20 protein-coding genes are annotated in these 20,918 nt (G+C 49.7%); 10 read left to right on the top strand and 10 right to left on the bottom strand.

The genetic code is table 11. The features are described from left to right. The first annotated feature begins 55 nt into the window (after positions 1-55). The 3 genes from ABC831_RS04525 to ABC831_RS04515 all read left to right on the top strand — a co-directional run bounded on the left by ABC831_RS04525 (position 56) and on the right by ABC831_RS04515 (position 3,309). Positions 56-514, top strand: coding sequence for an Lrp/AsnC family transcriptional regulator (locus ABC831_RS04525; protein WP_343247055.1), 459 nt, complete (start codon positions 56-58; stop codon positions 512-514). A 451-nt stretch (positions 515-965) separates the two neighbouring features. Next, positions 966-2,393, top strand: coding sequence for an NAD(P)/FAD-dependent oxidoreductase (locus ABC831_RS04520; protein WP_343247054.1), 1,428 nt, complete (start codon positions 966-968; stop codon positions 2,391-2,393). After that, entirely contained in the window at positions 2,377-3,309 is a 933-nt protein-coding gene (locus tag ABC831_RS04515; protein ID WP_343247053.1) for a peptidyl-prolyl cis-trans isomerase, read from the top strand. The genes ABC831_RS04520 and ABC831_RS04515 overlap by 17 nt, the downstream gene beginning before the upstream one ends. A gap of 741 nt (positions 3,310-4,050) precedes the next feature. On the opposite strand, the gene htpG is transcribed toward ABC831_RS04515, so the two are convergent. Next, positions 4,051-6,201 carry a molecular chaperone HtpG gene (gene htpG, locus ABC831_RS04510; protein ID WP_343247052.1) on the bottom strand — a complete coding sequence of 717 codons (2,151 nt, stop codon included), beginning with the start codon at positions 6,199-6,201 and terminating at the stop codon, positions 4,051-4,053. A 237-nt stretch (positions 6,202-6,438) separates the two neighbouring features. Between htpG and ABC831_RS04505 the strand changes: the two genes are divergently transcribed. The 5 genes from ABC831_RS04505 to ABC831_RS04485 all read left to right on the top strand — a co-directional run bounded on the left by ABC831_RS04505 (position 6,439) and on the right by ABC831_RS04485 (position 11,029). After that, positions 6,439-6,975: an RNA polymerase sigma factor gene (locus ABC831_RS04505; RefSeq protein WP_343247051.1), complete on the top strand. Its 537-nt coding sequence runs from the start codon at positions 6,439-6,441 to the stop codon at positions 6,973-6,975. Next, the gene (locus tag ABC831_RS04500) at positions 6,968-7,729 is read left to right on the top strand and encodes a hypothetical protein (protein WP_343247050.1); all 762 of its coding nucleotides are present in this window, start codon (positions 6,968-6,970) and stop codon (positions 7,727-7,729) included. The genes ABC831_RS04505 and ABC831_RS04500 overlap by 8 nt, the downstream gene beginning before the upstream one ends. Then, a complete protein-coding gene (locus tag ABC831_RS04495) occupies positions 7,716-8,567 on the top strand; it encodes an ABC transporter ATP-binding protein (protein ID WP_343247049.1) in 852 nt (283 codons plus the stop codon). Before ABC831_RS04500 ends, ABC831_RS04495 begins: the two co-directional genes overlap by 14 nt. Before the next feature lie 73 nt (positions 8,568-8,640). Beyond that, positions 8,641-9,801, top strand: a complete 1,161-nt coding sequence (locus tag ABC831_RS04490; protein WP_343247048.1) for a hypothetical protein — start codon at positions 8,641-8,643, stop codon at positions 9,799-9,801. A 16-nt stretch (positions 9,802-9,817) separates the two neighbouring features. After that, positions 9,818-11,029, top strand: coding sequence for a hypothetical protein (locus ABC831_RS04485; RefSeq protein WP_343247047.1), 1,212 nt, complete (start codon positions 9,818-9,820; stop codon positions 11,027-11,029). An 84-nt stretch (positions 11,030-11,113) separates the two neighbouring features. Here ABC831_RS04485 and ABC831_RS04480 read toward each other — a convergent pair whose 3' ends face one another. From ABC831_RS04480 to ABC831_RS04455, 7 genes are all read right to left on the bottom strand, one after another. Continuing rightward, positions 11,114-11,620 carry a DUF5721 family protein gene (locus ABC831_RS04480; protein WP_343247046.1) on the bottom strand — a complete coding sequence of 169 codons (507 nt, stop codon included), beginning with the start codon at positions 11,618-11,620 and terminating at the stop codon, positions 11,114-11,116. Between the two features lie 243 nt (positions 11,621-11,863). Next, positions 11,864-12,199 (bottom strand): nucleotidyltransferase family protein, encoded by a 336-nt coding sequence (locus ABC831_RS04475; protein WP_343247045.1) that lies wholly within the window; start codon positions 12,197-12,199, stop codon positions 11,864-11,866. A 357-nt stretch (positions 12,200-12,556) separates the two neighbouring features. Then, complete coding sequence (locus ABC831_RS26480; RefSeq protein WP_425524565.1) at positions 12,557-12,718, bottom strand: DUF6119 family protein; 162 nt, start codon at positions 12,716-12,718, stop codon at positions 12,557-12,559. An 88-nt stretch (positions 12,719-12,806) separates the two neighbouring features. After that, positions 12,807-15,029, bottom strand: coding sequence for a M56 family metallopeptidase (locus tag ABC831_RS04470; protein ID WP_343247044.1), 2,223 nt, complete (start codon positions 15,027-15,029; stop codon positions 12,807-12,809). Positions 15,030-15,031: 2 nt separating this feature from the next. Further along, positions 15,032-15,394 (bottom strand): BlaI/MecI/CopY family transcriptional regulator, encoded by a 363-nt coding sequence (locus ABC831_RS04465; protein ID WP_343247043.1) that lies wholly within the window; start codon positions 15,392-15,394, stop codon positions 15,032-15,034. Positions 15,395-15,931: 537 nt separating this feature from the next. Continuing rightward, positions 15,932-16,465, bottom strand: a complete 534-nt coding sequence (locus tag ABC831_RS04460; protein WP_343247042.1) for a M50 family metallopeptidase — start codon at positions 16,463-16,465, stop codon at positions 15,932-15,934. 274 nt (positions 16,466-16,739) lie between these two features. Further along, entirely contained in the window at positions 16,740-17,042 is a 303-nt protein-coding gene (locus ABC831_RS04455; RefSeq protein ID WP_343247041.1) for a nucleotidyltransferase family protein, read from the bottom strand. A gap of 437 nt (positions 17,043-17,479) precedes the next feature. On the opposite strand from ABC831_RS04455, the gene ABC831_RS04450 reads away from it, so the two are divergent. Both ABC831_RS04450 and ABC831_RS04445 read left to right on the top strand, forming a co-directional pair. After that, a complete protein-coding gene (locus ABC831_RS04450) occupies positions 17,480-17,776 on the top strand; it encodes a hypothetical protein (RefSeq protein WP_158342508.1) in 297 nt (98 codons plus the stop codon). A 33-nt stretch (positions 17,777-17,809) separates the two neighbouring features. Continuing rightward, complete coding sequence (locus ABC831_RS04445; RefSeq protein WP_343247040.1) at positions 17,810-19,105, top strand: M18 family aminopeptidase; 1,296 nt, start codon at positions 17,810-17,812, stop codon at positions 19,103-19,105. Between the two features lie 134 nt (positions 19,106-19,239). Here ABC831_RS04445 and ABC831_RS04440 read toward each other — a convergent pair whose 3' ends face one another. Together ABC831_RS04440 and ABC831_RS04435 are read right to left on the bottom strand one after the other, a co-directional pair. Next, entirely contained in the window at positions 19,240-19,905 is a 666-nt protein-coding gene (locus ABC831_RS04440) for a phosphatase PAP2 family protein (protein WP_343247039.1), read from the bottom strand. A gap of 16 nt (positions 19,906-19,921) precedes the next feature. Next, positions 19,922-20,842, bottom strand: coding sequence for a diacylglycerol/lipid kinase family protein (locus ABC831_RS04435; protein ID WP_343247038.1), 921 nt, complete (start codon positions 20,840-20,842; stop codon positions 19,922-19,924). Between the last annotated feature and the right edge of the window lie 76 nt (positions 20,843-20,918).

Raw genomic sequence — 20,918 nt, 5'->3', positions numbered from 1 at the left:
ATGAACTATTTAAACTTATTATACCGGCAAAATTTAGAAAGCGGGGAAAATCCACATGTTTTTAGATGGCCTGGATGAAATCGACCAGAAAATATTAGAGTTGCTGATCCATAATGCCCGGATGTCCTACTCCGACATCGGCACAGAGGTAGGCCTATCCAGGGTGGCTGTGAAAAGCAGAATCACAGCTCTTGAAGAGCGGGGGATCATCGAGGAATACACCACAGTTATTAACCCGCAGAAGATAAACGGCGCGGTATCCTGCTATTTTGAGCTGGAGACGAAACCCGCAGATTACGAAAAGGTCATAAAAATCCTAAGAGAAAACGATACGGTTACCCAGATCTATCAGGTGTCCGGGAAGTGCCGGCTGCACGTGCATGCGGTAGCCGCTGGACAGGAAGAGCTGGAAGACTTTTTGAAAAATGTAATGCATCGCCTTCCGGGCTTGTTGGATTTAAGCTGCAATATTATCCTTTCCCGAATTAAGGACATTAAGGGGCTTCGGTTGTAAGGGTATGTCCGGGATGCCGGTCTATTCGAGGGAGAAAACGCCTGCTTCTTTATTATGCGGGTTTATTCCTGTCAACATCCGGGGACAGGCCCCTTTCTCTACGCAGTTGCTTGAAAACATGACTTTACTACCGAAAGGTGCCAGTCCCCTCTCATCGGCGGTGAAATAGCGGGTGCCGGACTCCCGGGATTTTACGGTATAAAGACTCGAAAGACTTCACGAATTTTTCACTATACATACCTGAGAGGGACATGCTATAATAAAAAATAGTAGCGCTCGAAAAAACCTCGCTGACTATTTTTCATGCATCGCACATAAGCGGCAAAATGCAGCCGCTAAGTGCTCATAGCGATAAAAAATAGCAGCGCTCGAAAAAAACTCGCCAAAATCACCGTGCGCTGCGGCCGGCCCAGAGGGCTGATACAATAGGATTACCCATTAGGGAGTGAAGATGATGAAAAAAGAATACGATGTAATTATTGTGGGGGCAGGGCCTTCCGGGATTTTCTGCGCCTATGAGCTGATCCGGCAGAAGAAAGATATGAAGGTGCTGATGATTGAGAAAGGCAGGCCGATCGAGAAACGGCAGTGCCCGAAACGGATAACAAAAAAGTGTGTAGGATGCCAGCCGTGTTCCATCACGACTGGTTTTGCGGGAGCGGGAGCTTTTTCCGACGGAAAGCTGTCCCTGTCCCCGGATGTGGGAGGGAATCTTCCCGAAATCCTTGGATACGATAAAACGGTAGAGCTGTTGAAAGAATCCGATGATATTTATCTGAAATTCGGAGCGGATACGAATGTATACGGTATCGATAAGGCAAAAGAAATCCAGGAGATCCGCCGAAAAGCCATAACAGCCAACTTAAAGCTGATCGAATGTCCGATCCGCCATCTGGGTACGGAAGAGGGATATAAGATCTATACAAAGCTTCAGACCCATCTGCTGGATGAAGGGATCGATATGCTGTTCCACACCATGGTGGATGACATCCTGGTGGAGAACAATAAGGTGTCCGGCGTAGTAACGGATGCCGGGGATACCTTTACAGCGCCGGAGATCGTCTCCGCGGTCGGCCGGGAAGGTGCGGACTGGTTCAGCCATATCTGCCAGAATCACGGGATTGAGACGAAAGTCGGCACGGTGGATGTGGGAGTCCGCGTGGAAGTCCGTGATGAAGTGATGGAGTTCCTGAATAAGAACCTGTATGAGGCGAAGCTGGTATACTATACGCCTACCTTTGACGATAAGGTGCGGACCTTCTGCACGAATCCATCGGGAGAGGTGGCCACCGAATATTACGAAAACGGTCTGGCAGTAGTCAACGGGCATGCCTATAAGTCTCAGGAATACAAAACCAATAATACCAATTTTGCAATCCTGGTGTCCAAGAACTTTACAAAACCTTTTAAGACTCCGATTGAGTATGGCAAACAGATCGCCCAGCTGAGCAATATGCTCTGCGACGGCAAAATCCTGGTGCAGACCTTCGGGGATTTCCAGCGGGGTAGACGCACCACAGAAGAACGCCTGTGCCGGAATAATCTGATCCCGACCTTAAAGGATGCGGTACCCGGGGACCTGTCCCTGGTATTCCCGCACCGGATTATGGTGGATATCCAGGAGATGCTGCTGGCCCTTGACAAGGTGACCCCAGGTATTGCCAGTGATGAGACACTGCTGTACGGCGTGGAAGTGAAGTTCTATTCCAACAAAGTCGTGGTAAATCGGGACTTTGAGACCAGTGTGGACGGTCTGCGTGCCATCGGCGACGGCGCGTCCGTGACCAGAGGCCTCCAGCAGGCTTCCGCCAACGGAATCAGTGTAGCCAGAAGTATTTTAGCGAAGTTATATGGAGTCAGCGATGAAGTTGAGGCATAAAAGAACGGCGGCCATCCTGGCCTGCCTGTGTATATTATTTACGATAGCCGGCTGCGGTAAGGGGAAAGAGATTGTCCTTACCACCGGCCTCGGAAAAAACGATGTATTTAAAATAGGCGAAGCCGTCTGTACGCTGCCGGAAGCCAAATATCTGCTGATGCAGATGCAGCAGGGGTATGACCAGGTATACGGAAAAGAACTGTGGAAGCAGACGGTCAATGGAAATACCATCGAAGAGTATGCAAAAGACCGGGTTATCGACAGAATGGTTGAAGTCAAATGCATGAATCTTCTGGCAAAAGACCGTCAGATCGAACTGACCGAAGAAGAGAAGAAGACGGCTTCGGATACCGCGGATCAGCAGTACGCAGCCCTGAATGAGGAGACCATTCAGAGTCTGGGCGTGGACCAGGAGTCCCTGAGAAGTTTTTATCAGGAGTTCGCTCTGGCGGACAAGGTCTATCAGGAATTGACCAAAGATGTGAACACCGAAGTCAGCGACGATGAGGCCAGAGCTGTGTTAGTGCAGCAGATCTTCACCAAATCCGAATCCGTGGCAAATGAAGTGGTCCAGAAGGCCCAGGCCGGAGAGGATTTTGCCGCCCTTGCGGAAAAGTACAACGAAAGTGATGAGATGCAGAAGGCATACGGCAGAGGAGAAGTGGACAGCAAGCTGGAAGAAGCCATCTTTGCCCTGGGCAACGATGAGATCAGCGACGTGGTATCCACAGACGACGGCTATTACATTTTAAAATGTATGAACAACTATGACGTAGACGCCACCGATGCCAATAAAGCGGTCATCGCGAACCAGCGCAAGGAAGATGCCTTCCGGAAAGTCTACGATCCCTTTGTAGCGGCCCTTGATTCCGAGTTCAACCAGGAACTCTGGGATTCTGTGGGGGCTGCGCAGTAGGGGGGGAACCTTTTGCTGGGGGCAGGGCCTGATGGGTCCAGGAGGTGTGAGTGCCCCTGTCCCTGTCCGCGGGCGCCCCGGTTACCGCAGCAATTCTCATCTTAGAAAAAGCAACCTCATAAACAGCTCCAGGAGCCTCTGAAAGCAGTGAGAATGTCGGCGTGTGAGCCTCCATTCTCACTTGAGTCTCCTTCCGCTATTCGGCCATGCTTTTTATAAGATGAGAATTGCTGCGGTAACCGGGGCGCCCGCGGACAGGGACAGGGGCACTCACACCTCCTGGACCCATCAGGCCCTGCTTTAACGGCAGTGGTGGGCGCAGAGAAATCGGTATCCCCCACTGACATGAGGTCAAGGCACGCAGCAATAAAAGTCGTATTCTGTGAAATTACCGAGCGTGGATTGAAACAATAGGGAAGAGCCAAAGTGATTAGATAAGTTCTCCGTAAATTTGTATTACAGTAGGGCCAAAAGGAGCCATGCTATGTGTGCACCTGGGCCCGGTCTTTTTCTGCCCTGGGGCGGGGCGGTTCTCACGGGAGAAAAAGCATGGCCGAATAGCGGAAGGAGACTCAAGTGAGGATGGAGGCTCACACGCCGACATCCTCGCTGTTTTCAGAGGCTCCTGTAGCTGTTTATGAGGTTGCTTTTTCACCCGTGAGAACCGCCCCGCCCCAGGGCAGAAAAAGACCGGGCCCAGGTGCACACATAGCATGGCTCCTTTTGGCCCGGACCTTAGAACTATTTCGTCAACAGCATCATAATATCATTGCTTCTCTTCACAAACTTAGTCATTTCCTCAGGGCTCAGAGGCTTATGGGCAAGCATGGCCAGATCGTAGAGCTGCTGGCAGATCACAGGAGCGTTTTCGGATTCCTTCTGGTCCAGTACGAATTGGACTAACGGATGGTTGGCGTTGAGCACCAGGGTGGAGTCATTGCCGAACATGCTGGGATCCATGCCGTACATGTTGTACATTTTCATCATATCCTGCATTCTGCGGGTTTCTTCGGAAAGGGTAATCAGGGAGGCGATATTTTCGTCCTTTAATTTCTCTACTTTCACATTCAGCTTGTCATTATTCAGAGCCTTCCGGAAAATTTCGGTGAGGGCGTCAGTGGTCTCTTTTAACTCTTCCTCGGATACCTCTTCCTTGAAGTTATCGGTTACCTCAGAGTCGATCCGCTGGAATTTCAGTTCCTCGTGCTGGCGCTCCAGCTGGCTGATGAACGGGGAATCAATGTTGTGGGACAGGATGAAAGCATCCATGCCTTCCTTTTTAAACATGTTGATATACTGGCTCTGCTGTACCTCATCGGTCACATAGTGGATGATCGTCTTGGGTTTTTCCTCTTCCTGGGAGGAATCGGAGTCAGCAGATTCAGAGGCTTCCGGAGCAGCGTCTCCAGCTGCTTCTGTCTCTTTTGTCTCACCGTTGTTGCCGGAAGTGTCAGCCGTATCGTCTGTCGTGGATGCATCTGCTCCGTCAGAGGTTGCTTCTTCTTTCTCTTTTTGGGCATCCAGGTATTCTTTCAGGGTCAGGTACTTGTGATCCAGGTTTTTGAACAGGATATAATCGCCCATCTTCTCACAGAATTTTTCATCCTTGATGCAGCCGAATTTTATGAACGGATTGATGTCATCCCAGTATTTTTCGTAGTTCTCACGGTCTGTTTTGCACATGCCGGAGAGTTTGTCGGCTACTTTCTTGGTGATGTAGTCGGAGATCTTCTTCACGAAGCCGTCGTTTTGCAGCGCGCTTCGGGATACGTTCAGCGGAAGATCCGGACAGTCGATGACGCCTTTTAACAGCATCAGGAACTCGGGGATGACTTCTTTTATATTGTCGGCGATAAATACCTGGTTGTTGTAGAGCTTGATCGTTCCCTCGATCGAATCGTACTCTGTGTTGATCTTAGGGAAATAAAGGATTCCTTTTAAGTTAAACGGATAGTCCATATTCAGGTGAATCCAGAACAGGGGCTCCTTGTAATCCATAAATACTTTGCGGTAGAATTCCAGGTATTCTTCCCTGGTGCATTCGTTGGGATGTTTGGTCCAAAGCGGAGTGGTGTCACTGATGGAAACCGGGCGTTTCTGAATTTTTACGCGTTCTCTGGCCGGGGAGATTTCCACGATTTCTTTTTCACCGTTTTCATTTTCCTGCTCCTCAGTCTTGGCTTCCTCGTGGATATGTTCCACGATCACATCGTCTTCCCTTAAGTCGGCTTCGTCGATGGTCTCATACTGAGGCTCGGCGTTTTCTTTGGAAAGGAAGATCTCGACGGGCATAAAGGAGCAGTACTTCTCCAGTACTTCCCGCATCCGGTACTCGTTGGAAAATTCTACACTTTCCTCGTTAAGGAACAGTGTAATCTCCGTTCCTACAGTGGTCTTGCTGCCGTCGGTCATGGTGTACTCGGTACCGCCGTCGCATTCCCAATGTACAGGTTTTGCTCCCTCTTTGTAGGAAAGGGTATCGATATGGACATTGTCGGAAACCATAAAAGCGGAATAAAAGCCCAGGCCGAAATGTCCGATGATCTGATCGTCGGTGGTCTTGTCCTTGTATTTCTCAAGGAATTCGGTAGCGCCGGAGAAAGCGATCTGCGTGATGTATTCCTCCACCTCGTCCGCTGTCATACCGATACCGGTATCGATGAATTTCAGGGTCTTTTCCTCGGGATTGACGATGATCTGAATGCTGTTTTTGAAGTCATCCGGGTAGGTGTATTCTCCCATCAGGGACAGCTTTTTCAGCTTTGTGATGGCGTCGCATCCGTTGGATACCATCTCACGGACAAAGATATCGTGGTCGGAATAGAGCCATTTCTTGATAATGGGGAATATGTTTTCACTGTTGATGGACAGACTTCCTGTCTTGTTGCTCATGCGTTATTCACTCCTTTTATGTTTTTAAATCAATTATTTTTCTTCTATATCAGTTATATTAATACCCCGCATATCAAAAGTCAAGAAAAAATTAGCACTCAATGAAAAAGAGTGCTAATAATTGGAAGGGGCAGGGGGTTTTACCAGTCCTTTTTGAATATGTTAAAATAATATGCAACGATTCTCACGGATGATACGAATATATAAGTGACAGGGATTAAGAGAAGGAGGCCGGGAATGGAACAGGAAGAAAAGTGGATCCGCGCTATTTTACACAGGGGAAGCAGAAAAGCTGCGGATCAGCTGGTGCGGGTTCATTACGATAAGCTATATGCGTTTATTTACCGGCAGGTCGGGTGCAAAGAGGATGCGCTGGATCTGACCCAGGACAGTTTTATCGCGGCCTTACACTCCCTTGCCTCCTATGACCCGTCCAAAGCGGGTTTTAGCACCTGGCTGTGCCGTATCGCCGCGCATAAGGTGATCGATGCCAGGAGAAGGCACAGGCCCGTGACGGTTCCCCTGGAAGAGGAGGATATCCGGATACAGGAGGACTTTACCGACGATCTGGCAGACAGGGAACTGATCCGGCAGATGGAGGAGTACGTGTGCGGGTTAAGCCCGCAGCTGCAGGAGATATTCCGATTGCGGCTATACGCGGATCTTACTTTTGTGCAGATCGCTTCGGTGACTATGCAGCCGGAGGCAAAGATCAAAGCGCAGTATTACCGGCTGATCAAACGGCTGAGAAAGGAGTTTGAAGATCATGAATGATTTTGAAAATATCCGGTTCCCTTCCGGGGAAGAAAAAGACAGAAGTATCCGGATGATACTGGACAAGGGAATCCCCAGGCCGAAGCGGATGCTGCCGGAGCTGTGGGAACTGGCGGGCAGGCTTGGAATCAGGGGCCTTTTCTTCGGCGTGGGGGACTGCATGTTCCTGTCCTTCCTGCTGGGTGGATTACTCTGGGCGGGATGCTTCACCGCTGCGGCTGGCGCCCGGGGTCAGTTAAGTGTACTGCTGTTCCTGGTATCCCCGTTTCTGTATGCGCTGCTTCACCTTCTTGGCATATGGAAAGAAATCATGACGGGAACCTATGAGACGATGATGGTCTGCCGGTGTTCCCTTCGTCAGCTGATGGTCCTGCGGATGCTGGTATTCGGGGGTGCCGCGGTCATCCTGTCGATCGGGGCGAGTGCCGGGATTGGCTGGGTGCTGGATGACGGCCCTTCTATCCTGAATCTGATGGGAATTGCATTTTCCGCCCTGTTTTTGTTCGCGGCGGCGTCCGCGGCGGCGGAATGGAGATGGAGAACACCGGGATCTTATCTGGTGGTACCGGCGTTTTGGGTTTTATTAAGCCTGGCCCTTCTGGTTCTGGGGGAACGTGCGGAGGCATTTCTGCGGAATATCCCGACGGCGGTATTCTGGATCATCGCAGCCTGCTGTGCCGTTTTATATGGAAGGACCCTGAAACATTACTATTTTGATCCGCAGGAAGGAGCGATTGCGCATGCTGTCCGTTGAACACGTGACGAAGAAATATGGAAGTTTTACGGCCCTTGAGGATATCAATCTGGTCTTTGAAAGCGGTGTCTATGGACTGCTGGCGCCAAACGGCGCCGGCAAGACGACACTGATTAAGATGCTGACCACTCTGCTGTTTCCGACGAAGGGCAGGATCTTGTGGGATGGACAGGATATTTTGTCCATGGGCGGCGAATACCGGGGGCTAGTGGGCTATCTGCCGCAGGAATTCGGCTATTATAAGAATTATTCTCCCAGGCAGTTTTTAAGATATATGGCCGCCTTGCAGGGTATGGAGCGCAAGGCGGCAGAGGAGCGGATCGACAGCCTGCTGGAGCTGGTAGCGCTTTCCGACGTCAAAGATAAGAAAATGAAGCAGTTTTCCGGTGGTATGATCCAGCGGGTAGGAATAGCCCAGGCGATGCTAAATGATCCGAAAGTGCTGATTCTGGACGAACCCACGGCAGGGCTGGACCCTAAGGAGCGGGTCCGGTTCCGGAATCTGATTCACGGTCTGTCGAAGCAGCGTATCGTTATACTGTCCACACATATTGTGTCCGATATCGAAACCATAGCCGGAAAGATTATCATGCTTCGGGATCATGCCCTTTATTGCTGTGAAAGCCCTGCCCGGATCTGCGAAAATCTGAATGGGAAACTGTATGAGGTGCCGTCGGATACGGAATTGACTGATCAGGAGCTGCTGCTCAGTGAACGGCAGGGGGGAGAGAAGACTGTGCTGCGGATCGCGGCTGATTTTCCAGTGGCGGGCGCCGTACCGGTGAGGCCGAATCTGGAAGACGCGTTTTTGTATATATACAGGGAAGATACGTTATGAAGAAAACTTGGGACAGAAGGATAATTTGTGTGACGGGCTGTGATTAAGAATTTTGAACAACAGGAGTGATGTTATGAATAGATCATGGATCTGCTGGGAAGTGCGCAAGCTGTGGGAAATGCCTATGATACCCATATTTCTGCTGCTCTGCCTGGGATTTAACACCCTGATTATCGTGGGAAACCGGTCTGGCAGTGACGCGGATTCCTACGTTAGCTATGTATCCGGTGTTGCACAAAAAATCGGCGGACAGATGGGAGAAGAGTTCAGCAGGGCGCTGGCGCGGCTTCCTGATGAGAATAAATTCAAAGACCAACTGATATCCGAGACATTGGGGAGGGAAGATACCCTGGATCAGTTCGACACCAGCCGGTTAAGTGACCTGTATATCGGTAAATTCCGTATCCAGGGCCTGGCCGCCGGTTTTCTGGAGCAAAAGTACCGGATATTGGACTCGAAAGTAAAAAATCTGGCAGACGAAGATGCCTCAATGAGCCTGGCCGCCGCAGGAAAGACCAAGGAACTGATGAATGCGCTCTTCCAGAAACTGTGCCGGGCCGTAATTACAGAAGGAATCCTGCTGGCGGTTCTGATGGCCTTATATTCCAGCGGATGCGATGGGTTAAGCCGCACGGTTCCGATCCTATGCTCCAGCAGAGCGGGCCGGCGTATCCAGCTGTCCAAAGCGGCCGCCAGCGGCCTGTCAGCAGCGGCAGCTTATATCATTCTGGCTGCCGGAGCGGTTCTTATATTTACTTGTGTGTGGAATCCGGGCCCTATCTGGGATGCCAATATGTCCAGCCAGTTCAACTATATAACGGCATTTGGTATGAAGCTGCCATTTCTCACCTGGACCTCCTTCTCCATCGCCGGTTACCTGTCGGCGACGCTTACGCTGGGGCTGGCGGTAGTCTTAATCTTTCACGGCCTGGGCTTTGCGGCAGGGCTGACAGCCAACAGTGCTTACAGAGGCTTTCTGCTATTCCTGGTACCGGCAGCTCTTAACTTTGAAGTTATGATGCTGGCCGGAGACAACAGCCTCTGGCTCCTGTACCAGCTCATACAGTGGTCTCCGGTGGCACTGTGGTGGTTCCAGCCGTTGTGGTTCACGGAGCTTGGAGCCGGTGCGGTCCTGCCCTGGCAGGAATGCGCGGAAGCCGTATTCTGCCTGGCAGCCGGGACCGGCCTTCTATGGGCGTCCTATGGCCATTATTTGAAAAGGGATGTGATCTGAAATGTTAAAAGAAGAGATGAAGAAAATCTGGCGTCCGGGAATCCTGGCAATACTGATATTGTTGGGTTTCGTCTACTATACGATGTATTTGGAATTCTATATCCAGTATTTTCCGAACGGCCCGGAATATAAGGGAATCTATCAGGTGGCTACCGATTGGGTAAAACGATTCGGAACTACGCTGGAACCGGAGGAAGAGGCGCAAGCGGCCCGGGAGATACCGGTGCTGGTATCCGAGGCTTCCGCCTGCCTGTCCACGAACCCGGTCGCCCGGCAGTACGGACTTTCCTCCTATGAAGAATATGAGAATTTTTATAACCGGTCGGTACGGCAGGTGCAGGGAGAATTGACCGCGCAGGAACAAGAACGGTACGCCGACGCTAAGATTCTGTCAAATTATCTGACCAGTGAAGAGACGGATAATATAGAAGGCCGGATCTACGCCACAAGACTCTTTACCCAGATGTATGAACTATGGGAGCAGGAGGGAGTAAACCGAAGAGATAAGAATTTCGTGGAAGGATATACCCAGAGAGAATATACCCACGCTGAGGACAGCTTCTTTGGAGCGGATCACGCCTGGAGGAATATCTTACCGGCTGAATTGCCGGAGGCATTCTCGAACTATCTGGGCTATCTGCTGATCTGGGTCTGTATCTCCAGCTGCCTGCTCCTGTCGCCGGTGCCGGTGCGGGACCGGATGCGTTCCATGAGGCCCCTTCAGTGGAGTTCCAGACATGGACGGAAGATACTGAGGACACAGTTCGCAGCCTCCATGCTGTCCGGCGCAGCCCTGACCGCGATCAACCTGCTGATCTTTGGCGGCCTGTTTATGACACATGGAATCCATACATTCTTTGGGTGCAGAATATATTCATTTATGCACACAGGTTTCTCCTGGATCAATCCTACTTTCGGGACCTGGTGCCTGCTGATGGTCCTTCTGATCTATCTGACCGGCATGGGAATATCCGCCATAGCCTTTTTCCTGTCCATGCACAGCACGAACTATGTGGCCATGCTGCTGAAGATGATTCCCCTGGTAATTCTAACGGCGCTGCTCTGTCCGCGTCTGTTAACCCGGCTGTTTTATTACGGTAACAGCCTGTACCAGCTGACAAACATCCCTGGGATAGAAGGATACACGGCCCTGCTGATATTGGCCGCAGGCCTGATCCTGTTCCTGATCACCCGCCACCGCCAGAAGAGACAGGAGCTGCTCTTATAATTCTGACGGGCCCAAAGTTCTTATCTGTGCGATTCATTCCAACTGCGGCGGATTGCCCGGCAGCGCCGGCATCCGCCGCAGTGTTTATCCTATTTCATCGAAATCAATTTCCTGTTTCCGGAAAAACTTCTGAACCATCTGGTCCCAGCTGTGATCCAAAGATTTATCCAGGGTGAACACTTTTAAAGATGTCCCGGTGGTGCAGCTGACTCCCGTCCCATTATATTTAAAGTTAAGAAACAGACCATTCACATCGTCCGCCGGGTAGGGAAGCTGTGCCTGCTCCAGCAGTTTCCGGATATTCGACGGCGCCAGCAGGAATACAAATTTAAAATTAAGCGGAGTCTTTTTCCCTTTAATCAACTCCAGACAGAATGGCCGGATCTCCCGCCAATACGAATAGCAGCGATCTGTATATTCCGGCGCCTCCAGCTCTTCCTTCGTAAAAAAATCCCGCTGCAGCCTGCCGTCCACAGTAAAAGTATTAAATGTAGTAACAACAGCCTCTGACACCAGAAAATGATCAAAGGTGTCCTTCAGCAGTAATTTATTCATAAACATTTTCGTATCTTTTATCTGTAAAGCTATCAAAATCCCACCTCCAGCACCATAACTCCCATCATTATACAATGGAACTCAGCCTCAGGCAATTTCTTTTTGTACTGGTGGTATAGGATTTACACGAAAAAGCCAGTATAATCAAGGGTTTGCGGGCATCAGGCAAGCGGTATTTACAAAATGAGCTTTGTGTCCTTGATGAAGCTGTCATAGGAATACCCTTTGCAGTAGGCGATAATTTTCTCCGCATGGCCGAGCAGTTTTTGAAGAATGATCTCATTTCTCATAAATCGTGACCCCCGTGGATTTGATTTCACGGTCTATGGGCGACCCACTCTCGATATGTGACACGTCCAACAGATCCACTGGCATCTGGGTGGCGCGTCGTACATCCTCCATCAGCCCGACAAAGCGCAGACCCTTCAAGCGGCTGTCCACCAACAGATCAATGTCGCTTTTGCCGGTGGATGTCCCCTTGGCTACCGAGCCGAACAAGACGGCGCTCCGCACTCCATAGGCGTCAAAAACCGGCGTCAACTTATCCTTGATTTCATTGATTGTCTGTACCTTAGACATAAGAGCGCCTCCTTCCTTACTTTTTATTATACACACCTGGAAGGAGAAAAACAATTTAATTATGCTATGCTACATTTTATTTACGAGATAAACGGAACATTTAAAATGCATTTCATCCAATTCCTGTATTGTCAACATCAAGTTCACTTTATTAAAACGGTAAGTTACGATTCACGGCCAACTTTTGTAAATGGGGATTTTGATACTGAGGTTCGGGCCGGACCGCCTCCCTCCCTTCCCGGACCTTAGTCGACAAAATTACCAAAGATGGCCGTGAATCGTAACAACGGTAATGCTTCTCTCTCATTTCATTATAATTACCTTCATCTTGACCTATAGAGCAATCAGGTAAATTATTGTTCGAAATGACAACACGGTTTTTGATGAAATTATTTACTTGATTAAAAAATGATGTTTCAACTGATACCATGTCTCAGCGCATAAAATATAATTTTGCTTTTCATACTCCACTTGAAACACAAGTGCAGTGTAGATACTACAAATAGGGAACGGAACTCCATTTGAATTCATAGCATACAATTTATCTCTGCGTATTGTTCTGCTACTTACATCTCAAATACGTGGGTGGTGTTAGAGGATTGGCTCGTCAGGCGAGTGAGCATAAGTGAGAAAATCAAAGAAATCAGGAGAAAAAATCAGAGTCATCGGATTCGATGACTCTGATAATCTGAAGCAGCAGGAAGGATTTTGGGGCTTCTTCTTTTAAACGCTTTGGACCTTCCTCCTTGAACCGGCGCTGAACGGAAGCTTTCCAGGCGTCAAAGTAATCCTGGCCGGTAGCGGCTTCCAGATCCAGGGCTTCACCGCCAATGAGGTCATCCATCACGATACGCATGAGCTGGCCTTTCAAACCTGTTTGTCCGCCGGCTAAAAATTCTGAAAATATGTAGCGTAACGTATAATCCCCATAGTAGGTCAGCTCGCGGACCTTAAGCGGATGTTCGCTGATATAGTCGGCAGGGTTTGAGGAGGCGGAAGGGGAGGAGAGGATCGTATCAAAAAGCTGTCCGAGAAAGGTGTGTGTATCCATCTGCCAGTACTCTGCCGCCTGGGCATAACAAGACTGGGTTTGGGCAAGGATGTACTTTTGCGTATCCATAGCTCCGGCGATGGCAGCGGCAGCGGTCTTAGCCGGAAGCTGGCCGAAACGTTTTTCAATATCGGGCCCATAATAACTGCCGTCACGGGGTTCCCAGTAATTTGTCAGATTATATTTTCCATTTTCATCCAGATCAAAGGAAAGGACGCAGGGAAGATGGCTGCCGCCGGTATCGGTGATGGAGGTTCCATCGTACCGGAACTCCATATAAAGGGCCATGGCATAAACGTCGATCGTCGAAACGGTGGTACCGGCATCTTCCGAATAACGTTCACCCGGCAGTGTCGCCAGTGTCACATGACTTTCACAGGCATATTCCCCGTCGCTGGAACTTCCTTTGTTGTGCTCCAGTATGGCCGCGGACACGCTCTCGTCCAGAGTGGGCAGAGCATTCTCTTCCGGTGCGGCCGGTTCTTCTTTTTCTTCCGGTGCAGCCGGTTCATCTTTCCCTTTCCCGGAGTCTGCCGGTATCGTGTCCTTACCGGCACAAATGCTGCTTATATATGCCGAAAAATCGGAATCGGTTATAATATAACGTTTATCCTGGAAGCTAACGTCCGACCTGCCGCCGTCAAGGGCGTACCCGTTTATGCTGAGTACGGACCCATCCGCAAGCTTTGCCTCAATGTAGTAAAACGGCGTAAGACCACGGTATTCATCGCTTTGCCGGGCGCCGGATATCTCCGGAAGGCGCCGGGATAATTCTTCTAACTCCCCGGGATTCAGTTCGCCGGTGGAAGGGCCGGAGGATTTCCGCAGATCACAGGCCGAAGCAGATACCAGCCCGTTTTCCTCAAAATCAAACCGCAATCCGGGCGGGTCCGTTAAAAAACATACAGCCAAAACCATGCAGGATAAAAGTACCGTAAGAATCAGCCAAAAAGCGGGTTTTTTGTAATTCAATACATTCTTTATTCTTTGTCTTACACCGGCTTCACCAAACGCCAGCGGGCAGGCGGCTATGGTATGGCGGGGGACACTTAAGGACAGCAGGGCCTCTGAATATTCTTTTTTGTTCTCCATATCCATTTCTTTTACCACCCGCTCATCACAGGCCAGTTCTATATCCCGGCATAACAGGATATACGAAAGCCAGATAAGGGGATTGAACCAATATACCGTCAGGATCAGAAAAGCGATTGGCTTGACCCAGTGATCACGTCTTTGGATATGAGCCTGTTCATGGGCGACGACATGGGAAATACCAGGCTCGTGGAGGTGGTAAGGAAGATAGATGCGGGGACGGAACAGGCCGAGGACGAAAGGGGAGGCTGCCTTTTCGCTCTGCCAGATATTGTCCCGGAGCCGGACCGCATCAAATAAACGGCGGCGCAGCCGAAGATAGCTGAGTGCGCTGTACAGCAGCAGGAGGACGATCCCGGATATCCAGACCACGGAAGCCATATAGGTGACGACCTGCATGGGGTTGGCACTGGCATAGGGATCGGGAGCCAGGGATTCGGACAGAACCGGATTGACCGCCCGGTTTAGAAGATCGATCCCGCTGTGTATCGCCGGGGTTTCGGAAGTAAGAATATCGGTGCTGATCACATGGGAACTGGGTATCAGACTCCAGACACTTTCCCAGGAAAATGGGAAAACCAGGCGTATGCCAACAAGCATCCACAGGAAGCAGCGGATAGCTTTCGGCGCTTTCTTCAACAGGAAGCGCAGCAGGATTACGGCCAGAATCATCCAGCCGGCTGTGATACTCATGTTCAGCAGTTTGATAAATACGTGTTCCATCCTCAGCCCTCCCCATAGGAATCGATCATTTGCCGGATGGCCGCGATCTCCTCCGGTGACAGGTCTTTGCGCTTCGCAAAAGAAGCGACAAAGGCCGGCAGTGAACCTCCGAACGTTTTTTCCACCAGTTCATCGATTTCGGCAGCCTGTACCTCTTCCTGGGTCACAAGAGAGGTGACGACGGCATTTTCGTTTTTGACCACGCCGCGTGTCGACAGACGTTTGATGACTGTATACGTCGTGGCCTTGCTCCAGCCGAGCTTTTCCCGGCACAGGCGGACCAGCTCTGTGCTGTTCACGGGCTCATGCTCCCATAGGATCAGGCAGAAACGATATTCGCTTTCAAATACTTTTGGTGTATTCATGGGGATGCTCCTTCTTGGTCGAATGTGTTAAACCTTATCTTTAGTCTAACGTATTCGACCTGGTTTGTCAATGGGGGGATTTGTTTAGGGCCGGGGGATGAGCGGGGTTCAGAGGGGATTGGGCGGAATCCGGGGATGTTCCTGGCGCCGGGCCCCTTTTGTGTCTGCGCGGCCGAGCGGAGGGCTTTCGCTGGACGCAGCTAAGTGAAATCCGGCAGCCGCATTCAGGAACCGAGCCTATTCACCAGGAACGCATGATGCGTTCCCGGTTCAGAGGCTCTTGCCCGTCGGACGTGAAGTCCGCCGGGCATCCTGAATGCGGCTGCCGGATTTCACTAAGCTGCGTCACAGCCGCCCTATGCTCGGCCGCGCAGACACAAAAGGGGCCCGGCGCCAGGAACATCCCCGGATTCCGCCCAATCCCCTCTGAACCCCGCTCATCCCCCTGCACTAAAGAAGGGGCAGCTTCCATGGTTTGTTGGGCTTGGGAATGTAGGAGGAGAGAGGTGGGGGCCTTCTGTTGTTATGAAACAGACGCTATTTTTTATTTGGGGTGATGGTAAACCAATAGTTTTGTATTATTTTTTTATGCCATGCCAGCACGATGTTTAGGAGAAATAGCAGGATGGCTGTCAGGATGACAAGGAGGGGAGAAAGGCCGGAGGCATCCAGAAACTGTGTGGCGTCATCGCCTGCAGGCGCTCTGCCGTTCATATAAAGCACAGGTACTAATACCCATGCCAGGATCGAAAATGTAGGAAGGGCCATAAACAGAAAGGAGAAAAGATGATAGAAGATTCCTGCTCTTTCCTTTTTATAGAGTAACATGTACAGGACTGATATCAGAACCGGCAGGAGCAGTCCCGCTGAATAGTGGAGTGATGAGGTGAACGGAGTAAAAACACCGCCTGCTGAACTCACGTGGGCTGTGAGAATGCTGAAACTTGTGATTTTTGCTCCGCATATAAGGGCGACCAGTGCGTGACCTCCTTCGTGGAGAATAATATACAGCGGTACCATAATTAACGCACTTAATAATAATAAACTGACGGTTCTGACTTTGGTGTTCATTGCTGTCTCCTGATTAGGTAGGGTTTTTTTTGTTCTCTGAGTAGCTGTAATGATGAACTGGAGTTGACTGTAATGTTAATTAGGGCTTAACTGCAACGGTAAATGGGAGTTCGCTGGAGTGATAAATTGTTTACGGGACGGTAAGGATTCTTATTTGCTATATTGATGAAGATACAAGTTTTTCAACCTGTTCTTTTAATGCAAGGAATTCAAAGAATCCGACAGGTCACGTTCCCTGGCCTCTGCCAGAGAATTTATGGAATTCTGATAACTCTCAAACCTTTTCATAAATTTTGCATCCATACAGTTCTATATCCTCCTTCAGCAAAAAATTCCGGCAATCATCCAGATTCACCAGGTCTATGGTATATAGGGTTTCTATATTTTCTATTTCTTCCTGCAGCTCATCGAATGCCGATACCCCGCTCACGGCAATATCGATATCACTTCTCTCCCTTGCGGTATCCTTCGCCCGGGACCCGAACAATACCACTTCCTGTGCATTATACAGACTGCAAAGCTCTACCACTTTGCTTATTAACTGTTCTACCCGTTTATCATATTTACGATTGTTCATGAGACACCCGGCTTTCTGCTGTAAAGCTGCCTGTTACTGGGGAATGCTGCTAAATTTAATCTGTTATTTGCGAGTTCCTGTCTTTGTATCAGAGCAATTTTTATTGAAAACTTTTTTGGCCGTAACTTTTTCGGCTTATAGCAAAGTATAGACGATTTTTGGGTGTTCCACAATATAAAAAGCAGGAAAACATCGTTCGAAATAAGCAGGGTTACTTTCTTTACCATAAATTTAACCATACCTAACCGGATTAACCGGAACCAAAATTTTGCCATTTTGCGCAGAAAATCATTTTTAAGTGCTTAATAATTCCCAAATAATTCCTTAACAAAATAACCGTTGACATAAACTATAGTGCATTATATGATGAACATATAACAGAATATAGGCTAATCCAGAACTTGTACTACAATATCTTGTGAGAAGGATGTGGTCGTATGAACCAGGTTTACAGCAAACAGGCGTACAACATTTATCAGGCATCGGATGGTTACATTGTTCACAACACTTTAAAAGATTTTCAGTCGGGTCATACCCATCTGAACAGTTTCAAGTCTGCCAAATATCTGATCGATCTGGCACTGCATCGAAGTATTCCCTATCATCTCGACCGTTATCGGTTAATCAGCCTTTCCCGAATTACAGAAGATGAATCCTATAGAGAAAAAATTCTGGAATTAATTCAGAACAAACGTGAGAAAATGTCCTATATCAACTGTAGGAAATGTTGTTAAATTATGTTTGGAAAAATGCAGGAGGAAATACCAATGAGCACAATGGAACATGCGGAAAAATTATTACAGCTGACGGAGACGGCTACCTCTTCCTTTCACACGGTGGAGGCTGCGGTGCGCCAGCTGAGGGACGCAGGATTTACGGAACTGGACAGCCGGGACGACTGGGGGCTGACGAGCCAGGGAAAGTATTATGTCGTTCATCATGGTTCGAGTCTGGCCGCCTTTACGGTGGGATCTGATTTTTCATTCCGGGAAGGATTCCGGATCGCGGCGGCCCATACGGATTTCCCGGGACTTCGGTTAAAGCCCCATCCGGAGATGGATGACGAGGGTTACGGCCGGGTGAATGTAGAAGTCTATGGAGGCGCGATTTTAAATACGTGGCTGGACCGGCCCCTTTCCATGGCCGGACGCGTGGCCTTAAGAGGGGAGGATGTTTTTCATCCGGTGGTCAGGCTCATGGATGTGAAACGGCCGGTCTTTACGATCCCGAACCTGGCCATTCATTTGAATAAGGAGATCAACAAGGGGATCGAGCTGAATAAGCAGACGGATATGCTTCCGGTGGCCGGTATGATCGGGGAAAAGCTGAATAAAGAGGATTTCCTGATCCGGTTCCTGGCAAAGGAGCTGCATACCGGGCCGGAGAATATACTGGACTATGAGATCGGTATCTATAACGCGGACGCCGGCGATGTGATCGGGATGGACGGGGAGTTTATCTCGGCGCCCAGGCTGGATAACCTGACTAGTGTACAGGCGCTGCTGACCGGTTTGATCGAAGGGGAGCGCAGGCAGGGGATCAATGTGATCGCGCTGTTTGACCACGAGGAAATCGGCAGCAGGACGAAGCAGGGTGCGGGTTCCCTGTGGTTGAACACGGTGCTGGAGAAGATCATGGCCGGTTTCGGAAGGGACCGGAATAAATATCTGGGCACACTGGAAGAAAGCCTTCTGCTGTCTGTGGATGTGGGGCATGCCATCCATCCGGGCAGCCCTGCCAAGAGCGATCCGACCAATAAGAATAAGCTGAATGGGGGCGTGTGCATCAAGGAAGCCAGCGCCCAGTCTTATGCCACAGACTGTGAAGCTGTCGCGATCGTGCAGCAGATCTGTGAGCAGGAGGGGATTCCCTATCAGAAGTTTGCCAATCGGTCGGATGGGACGTCAGGAGGAACCCTGGGCTCCATAGCCTCCAGCGTGCTGCCGGTGCGTACCGTGGATGTGGGGGTACCGCTTTTGGCTATGCATTCCAGCAGAGAGCTGATGGGGACCGGGGATCAGGAGAGCCTGGTACGACTGGTACGCGCATATTTTAGCCTTTGAGTTGGGATGATCCGAATAGATTCGGATGTCAGTATGTAACACAGAAAAATAGCCCCTCTGCGGTGGCCGCCATGACTAAAACGGCAAACCAAAGAGGGGCTTTCTTTGTATTCTTTCATTTATTTCCGACCAAATTACGAATATCGTTTTACTTTGCTTTTCCTTTTCGCCCGGGCAGCAGCGTAATCCGCCTGATAGATAAAATAATAGAGAACCCAGGCCATCCCGATTCCGAAGATCACATCCCAGACGGAGTGCTGTTTTAAAAACATCGTGCTGAGAATAATCAGTATGGAGAGAACCGGAGCGCCGATCCGAATCAAACGGTGCTTTTTCAGTGCGTCACACCGCAAAATGGCAATGCAGGCCCCGATGGAGTTATAGACATGGATGCTGGGAAGAATGTTTGTCGGGGTATCACTGTTATATAAGACCCGGACCATATCGGTGAAAATATTCTCCCTTGGGAATACCTGCGGCCGCAGCAGCTGGCCATTGGGATAGACAGCGGAAACAATCAGGAATATGGTCATTCCGATAAATAAAAAGGCGGTCAGCTTATAATATTCCCGGACGTCAGTAAAGAAAAAATACAGAATCGTTCCGGCGATATAAGCGAACCAGAGGGTATAGGGAATGATAAAAATCTCAAGAAAAGGTATGTAGTCATCAAGCGGCATGTGGATGACATGAAAATCTTTTGTTATATGCTTTTCCAGATAAATAAAGCATGGAAAATAGAGAAAAGCATACAGCAGCACCCAGGCATGTTTATATTTTTGCAACAGGTTTCTCTTCATTTTATTCAGACCTTTCTCAGCATCCGGCAATGATGCGCAGTGTTTCTTTTGAGCACTCGATGTCCAGGTCCGTCTGGAAGCCGCAGGATTCGCCGTCAATATGAACGGCCAGCGGGGTATCCACATGAATCTGAGCTTTTCGGCAGCGCAGGGTATCCACTCCTTTGAAACGGGTGTGGTGGCCCTTCTTGGCAGCCAGAAGCGGAATCGGCACCTTCCATTTATGGAGTCCGTGTACGATACAGAAGTCCAGAGCCTCCCGCTCGGGGCTGGCCTTCGGGCAGAAACGGAAACCGCCGCCCTCGTAGCTGCAGTTCATGGCAGCCAGGAACAGGGTGCGGGGAAACTGGAAGGTTTTACAACCGTCGATATGCAGCGTCATCAGTTCCGGTTTGCACAGTACAATTTGGTGAAAAGCGATACCCATGTAGGTCAGCTTCCCCAGTTTTATCCGATTGAGAAAATTTTTCAACCTGGATTTCAGCGCTTCGTGGCAGATCGCAGCGTCAAATCCAATACCGGAGCTGACCGCGAACCGCCTGCGGGTGTCCGCGCAAGTGATCTGCCCCAGATGGATATTCTTATAATATTTCGGATGCAGGATGTTATGCAGGGCTTCCACGGGATTCACAGGTAAATGCAGATCCCGGATAAAATCGTTGCTGGAGCCGGCAGGAATATACCCGAACGTGATCTGCTCCAGACGGACGACACCGTTTAATACCTCGTTCACGGTACCGTCACCGCCGATGGCGACCAGTGTCAGGTAGTCTCCGCCCTCGGTCACCACACGGGCCAGATCGGTGGCGTGATGGGGATATTCGGTAAAATAGACCTCGTAAGAGATCTGTTCTTTTTTCAGTTCTTTTTCAACTACGTCCCAGATGCGCATTCCGCGATTCGATCTTGCTTTGGGATTCACAATGAAATAGTACATCATTGGTACGTCCTGCCTTTTTCTTTCTATTTTAAGATGGAAGGCACAATAATGCAATAGCAGATTTTGGACAGGG

The sequence above is a fragment of the Diplocloster hominis genome, from assembly GCF_032380655.1.
Classification (GTDB): Bacteria; Bacillota; Clostridia; order Lachnospirales; family Lachnospiraceae; genus Diplocloster; species Diplocloster hominis.
Note: the sequence above shows the minus strand (reverse complement) of the source record. Positions and strands in the feature narration are given on the sequence as shown.

Excerpts from the sequence above, each read along its gene's own strand:
- ABC831_RS04525 (WP_343247055.1), top strand. The coding sequence starts at position 56 with ATGTTTTTAGATGGCCTGGATGAAATCGACCAGAAAATATTAGAGTTG.
- ABC831_RS04520 (WP_343247054.1), top strand. The coding sequence starts at position 966 with ATGATGAAAAAAGAATACGATGTAATTATTGTGGGGGCAGGGCCTTCC.
- ABC831_RS04515 (WP_343247053.1), top strand. The coding sequence starts at position 2,377 with ATGAAGTTGAGGCATAAAAGAACGGCGGCCATCCTGGCCTGCCTGTGT.
- htpG (WP_343247052.1), bottom strand. The coding sequence starts at position 6,201 with ATGAGCAACAAGACAGGAAGTCTGTCCATCAACAGTGAAAACATATTC.
- ABC831_RS04505 (WP_343247051.1), top strand. The coding sequence starts at position 6,439 with ATGGAACAGGAAGAAAAGTGGATCCGCGCTATTTTACACAGGGGAAGC.
- ABC831_RS04500 (WP_343247050.1), top strand. The coding sequence starts at position 6,968 with ATGAATGATTTTGAAAATATCCGGTTCCCTTCCGGGGAAGAAAAAGAC.
- ABC831_RS04495 (WP_343247049.1), top strand. The coding sequence starts at position 7,716 with ATGCTGTCCGTTGAACACGTGACGAAGAAATATGGAAGTTTTACGGCC.
- ABC831_RS04490 (WP_343247048.1), top strand. The coding sequence starts at position 8,641 with ATGAATAGATCATGGATCTGCTGGGAAGTGCGCAAGCTGTGGGAAATG.
- ABC831_RS04485 (WP_343247047.1), top strand. The coding sequence starts at position 9,818 with ATGAAGAAAATCTGGCGTCCGGGAATCCTGGCAATACTGATATTGTTG.
- ABC831_RS04470 (WP_343247044.1), bottom strand. The coding sequence starts at position 15,029 with ATGGAACACGTATTTATCAAACTGCTGAACATGAGTATCACAGCCGGC.
- ABC831_RS04465 (WP_343247043.1), bottom strand. The coding sequence starts at position 15,394 with ATGAATACACCAAAAGTATTTGAAAGCGAATATCGTTTCTGCCTGATC.
- ABC831_RS04460 (WP_343247042.1), bottom strand. The coding sequence starts at position 16,465 with ATGAACACCAAAGTCAGAACCGTCAGTTTATTATTATTAAGTGCGTTA.
- ABC831_RS04455 (WP_343247041.1), bottom strand. The coding sequence starts at position 17,042 with ATGAACAATCGTAAATATGATAAACGGGTAGAACAGTTAATAAGCAAA.
- ABC831_RS04450 (WP_158342508.1), top strand. The coding sequence starts at position 17,480 with ATGAACCAGGTTTACAGCAAACAGGCGTACAACATTTATCAGGCATCG.
- ABC831_RS04445 (WP_343247040.1), top strand. The coding sequence starts at position 17,810 with ATGAGCACAATGGAACATGCGGAAAAATTATTACAGCTGACGGAGACG.
- ABC831_RS04440 (WP_343247039.1), bottom strand. The coding sequence starts at position 19,905 with ATGAAGAGAAACCTGTTGCAAAAATATAAACATGCCTGGGTGCTGCTG.
- ABC831_RS04435 (WP_343247038.1), bottom strand. The coding sequence starts at position 20,842 with ATGTACTATTTCATTGTGAATCCCAAAGCAAGATCGAATCGCGGAATG.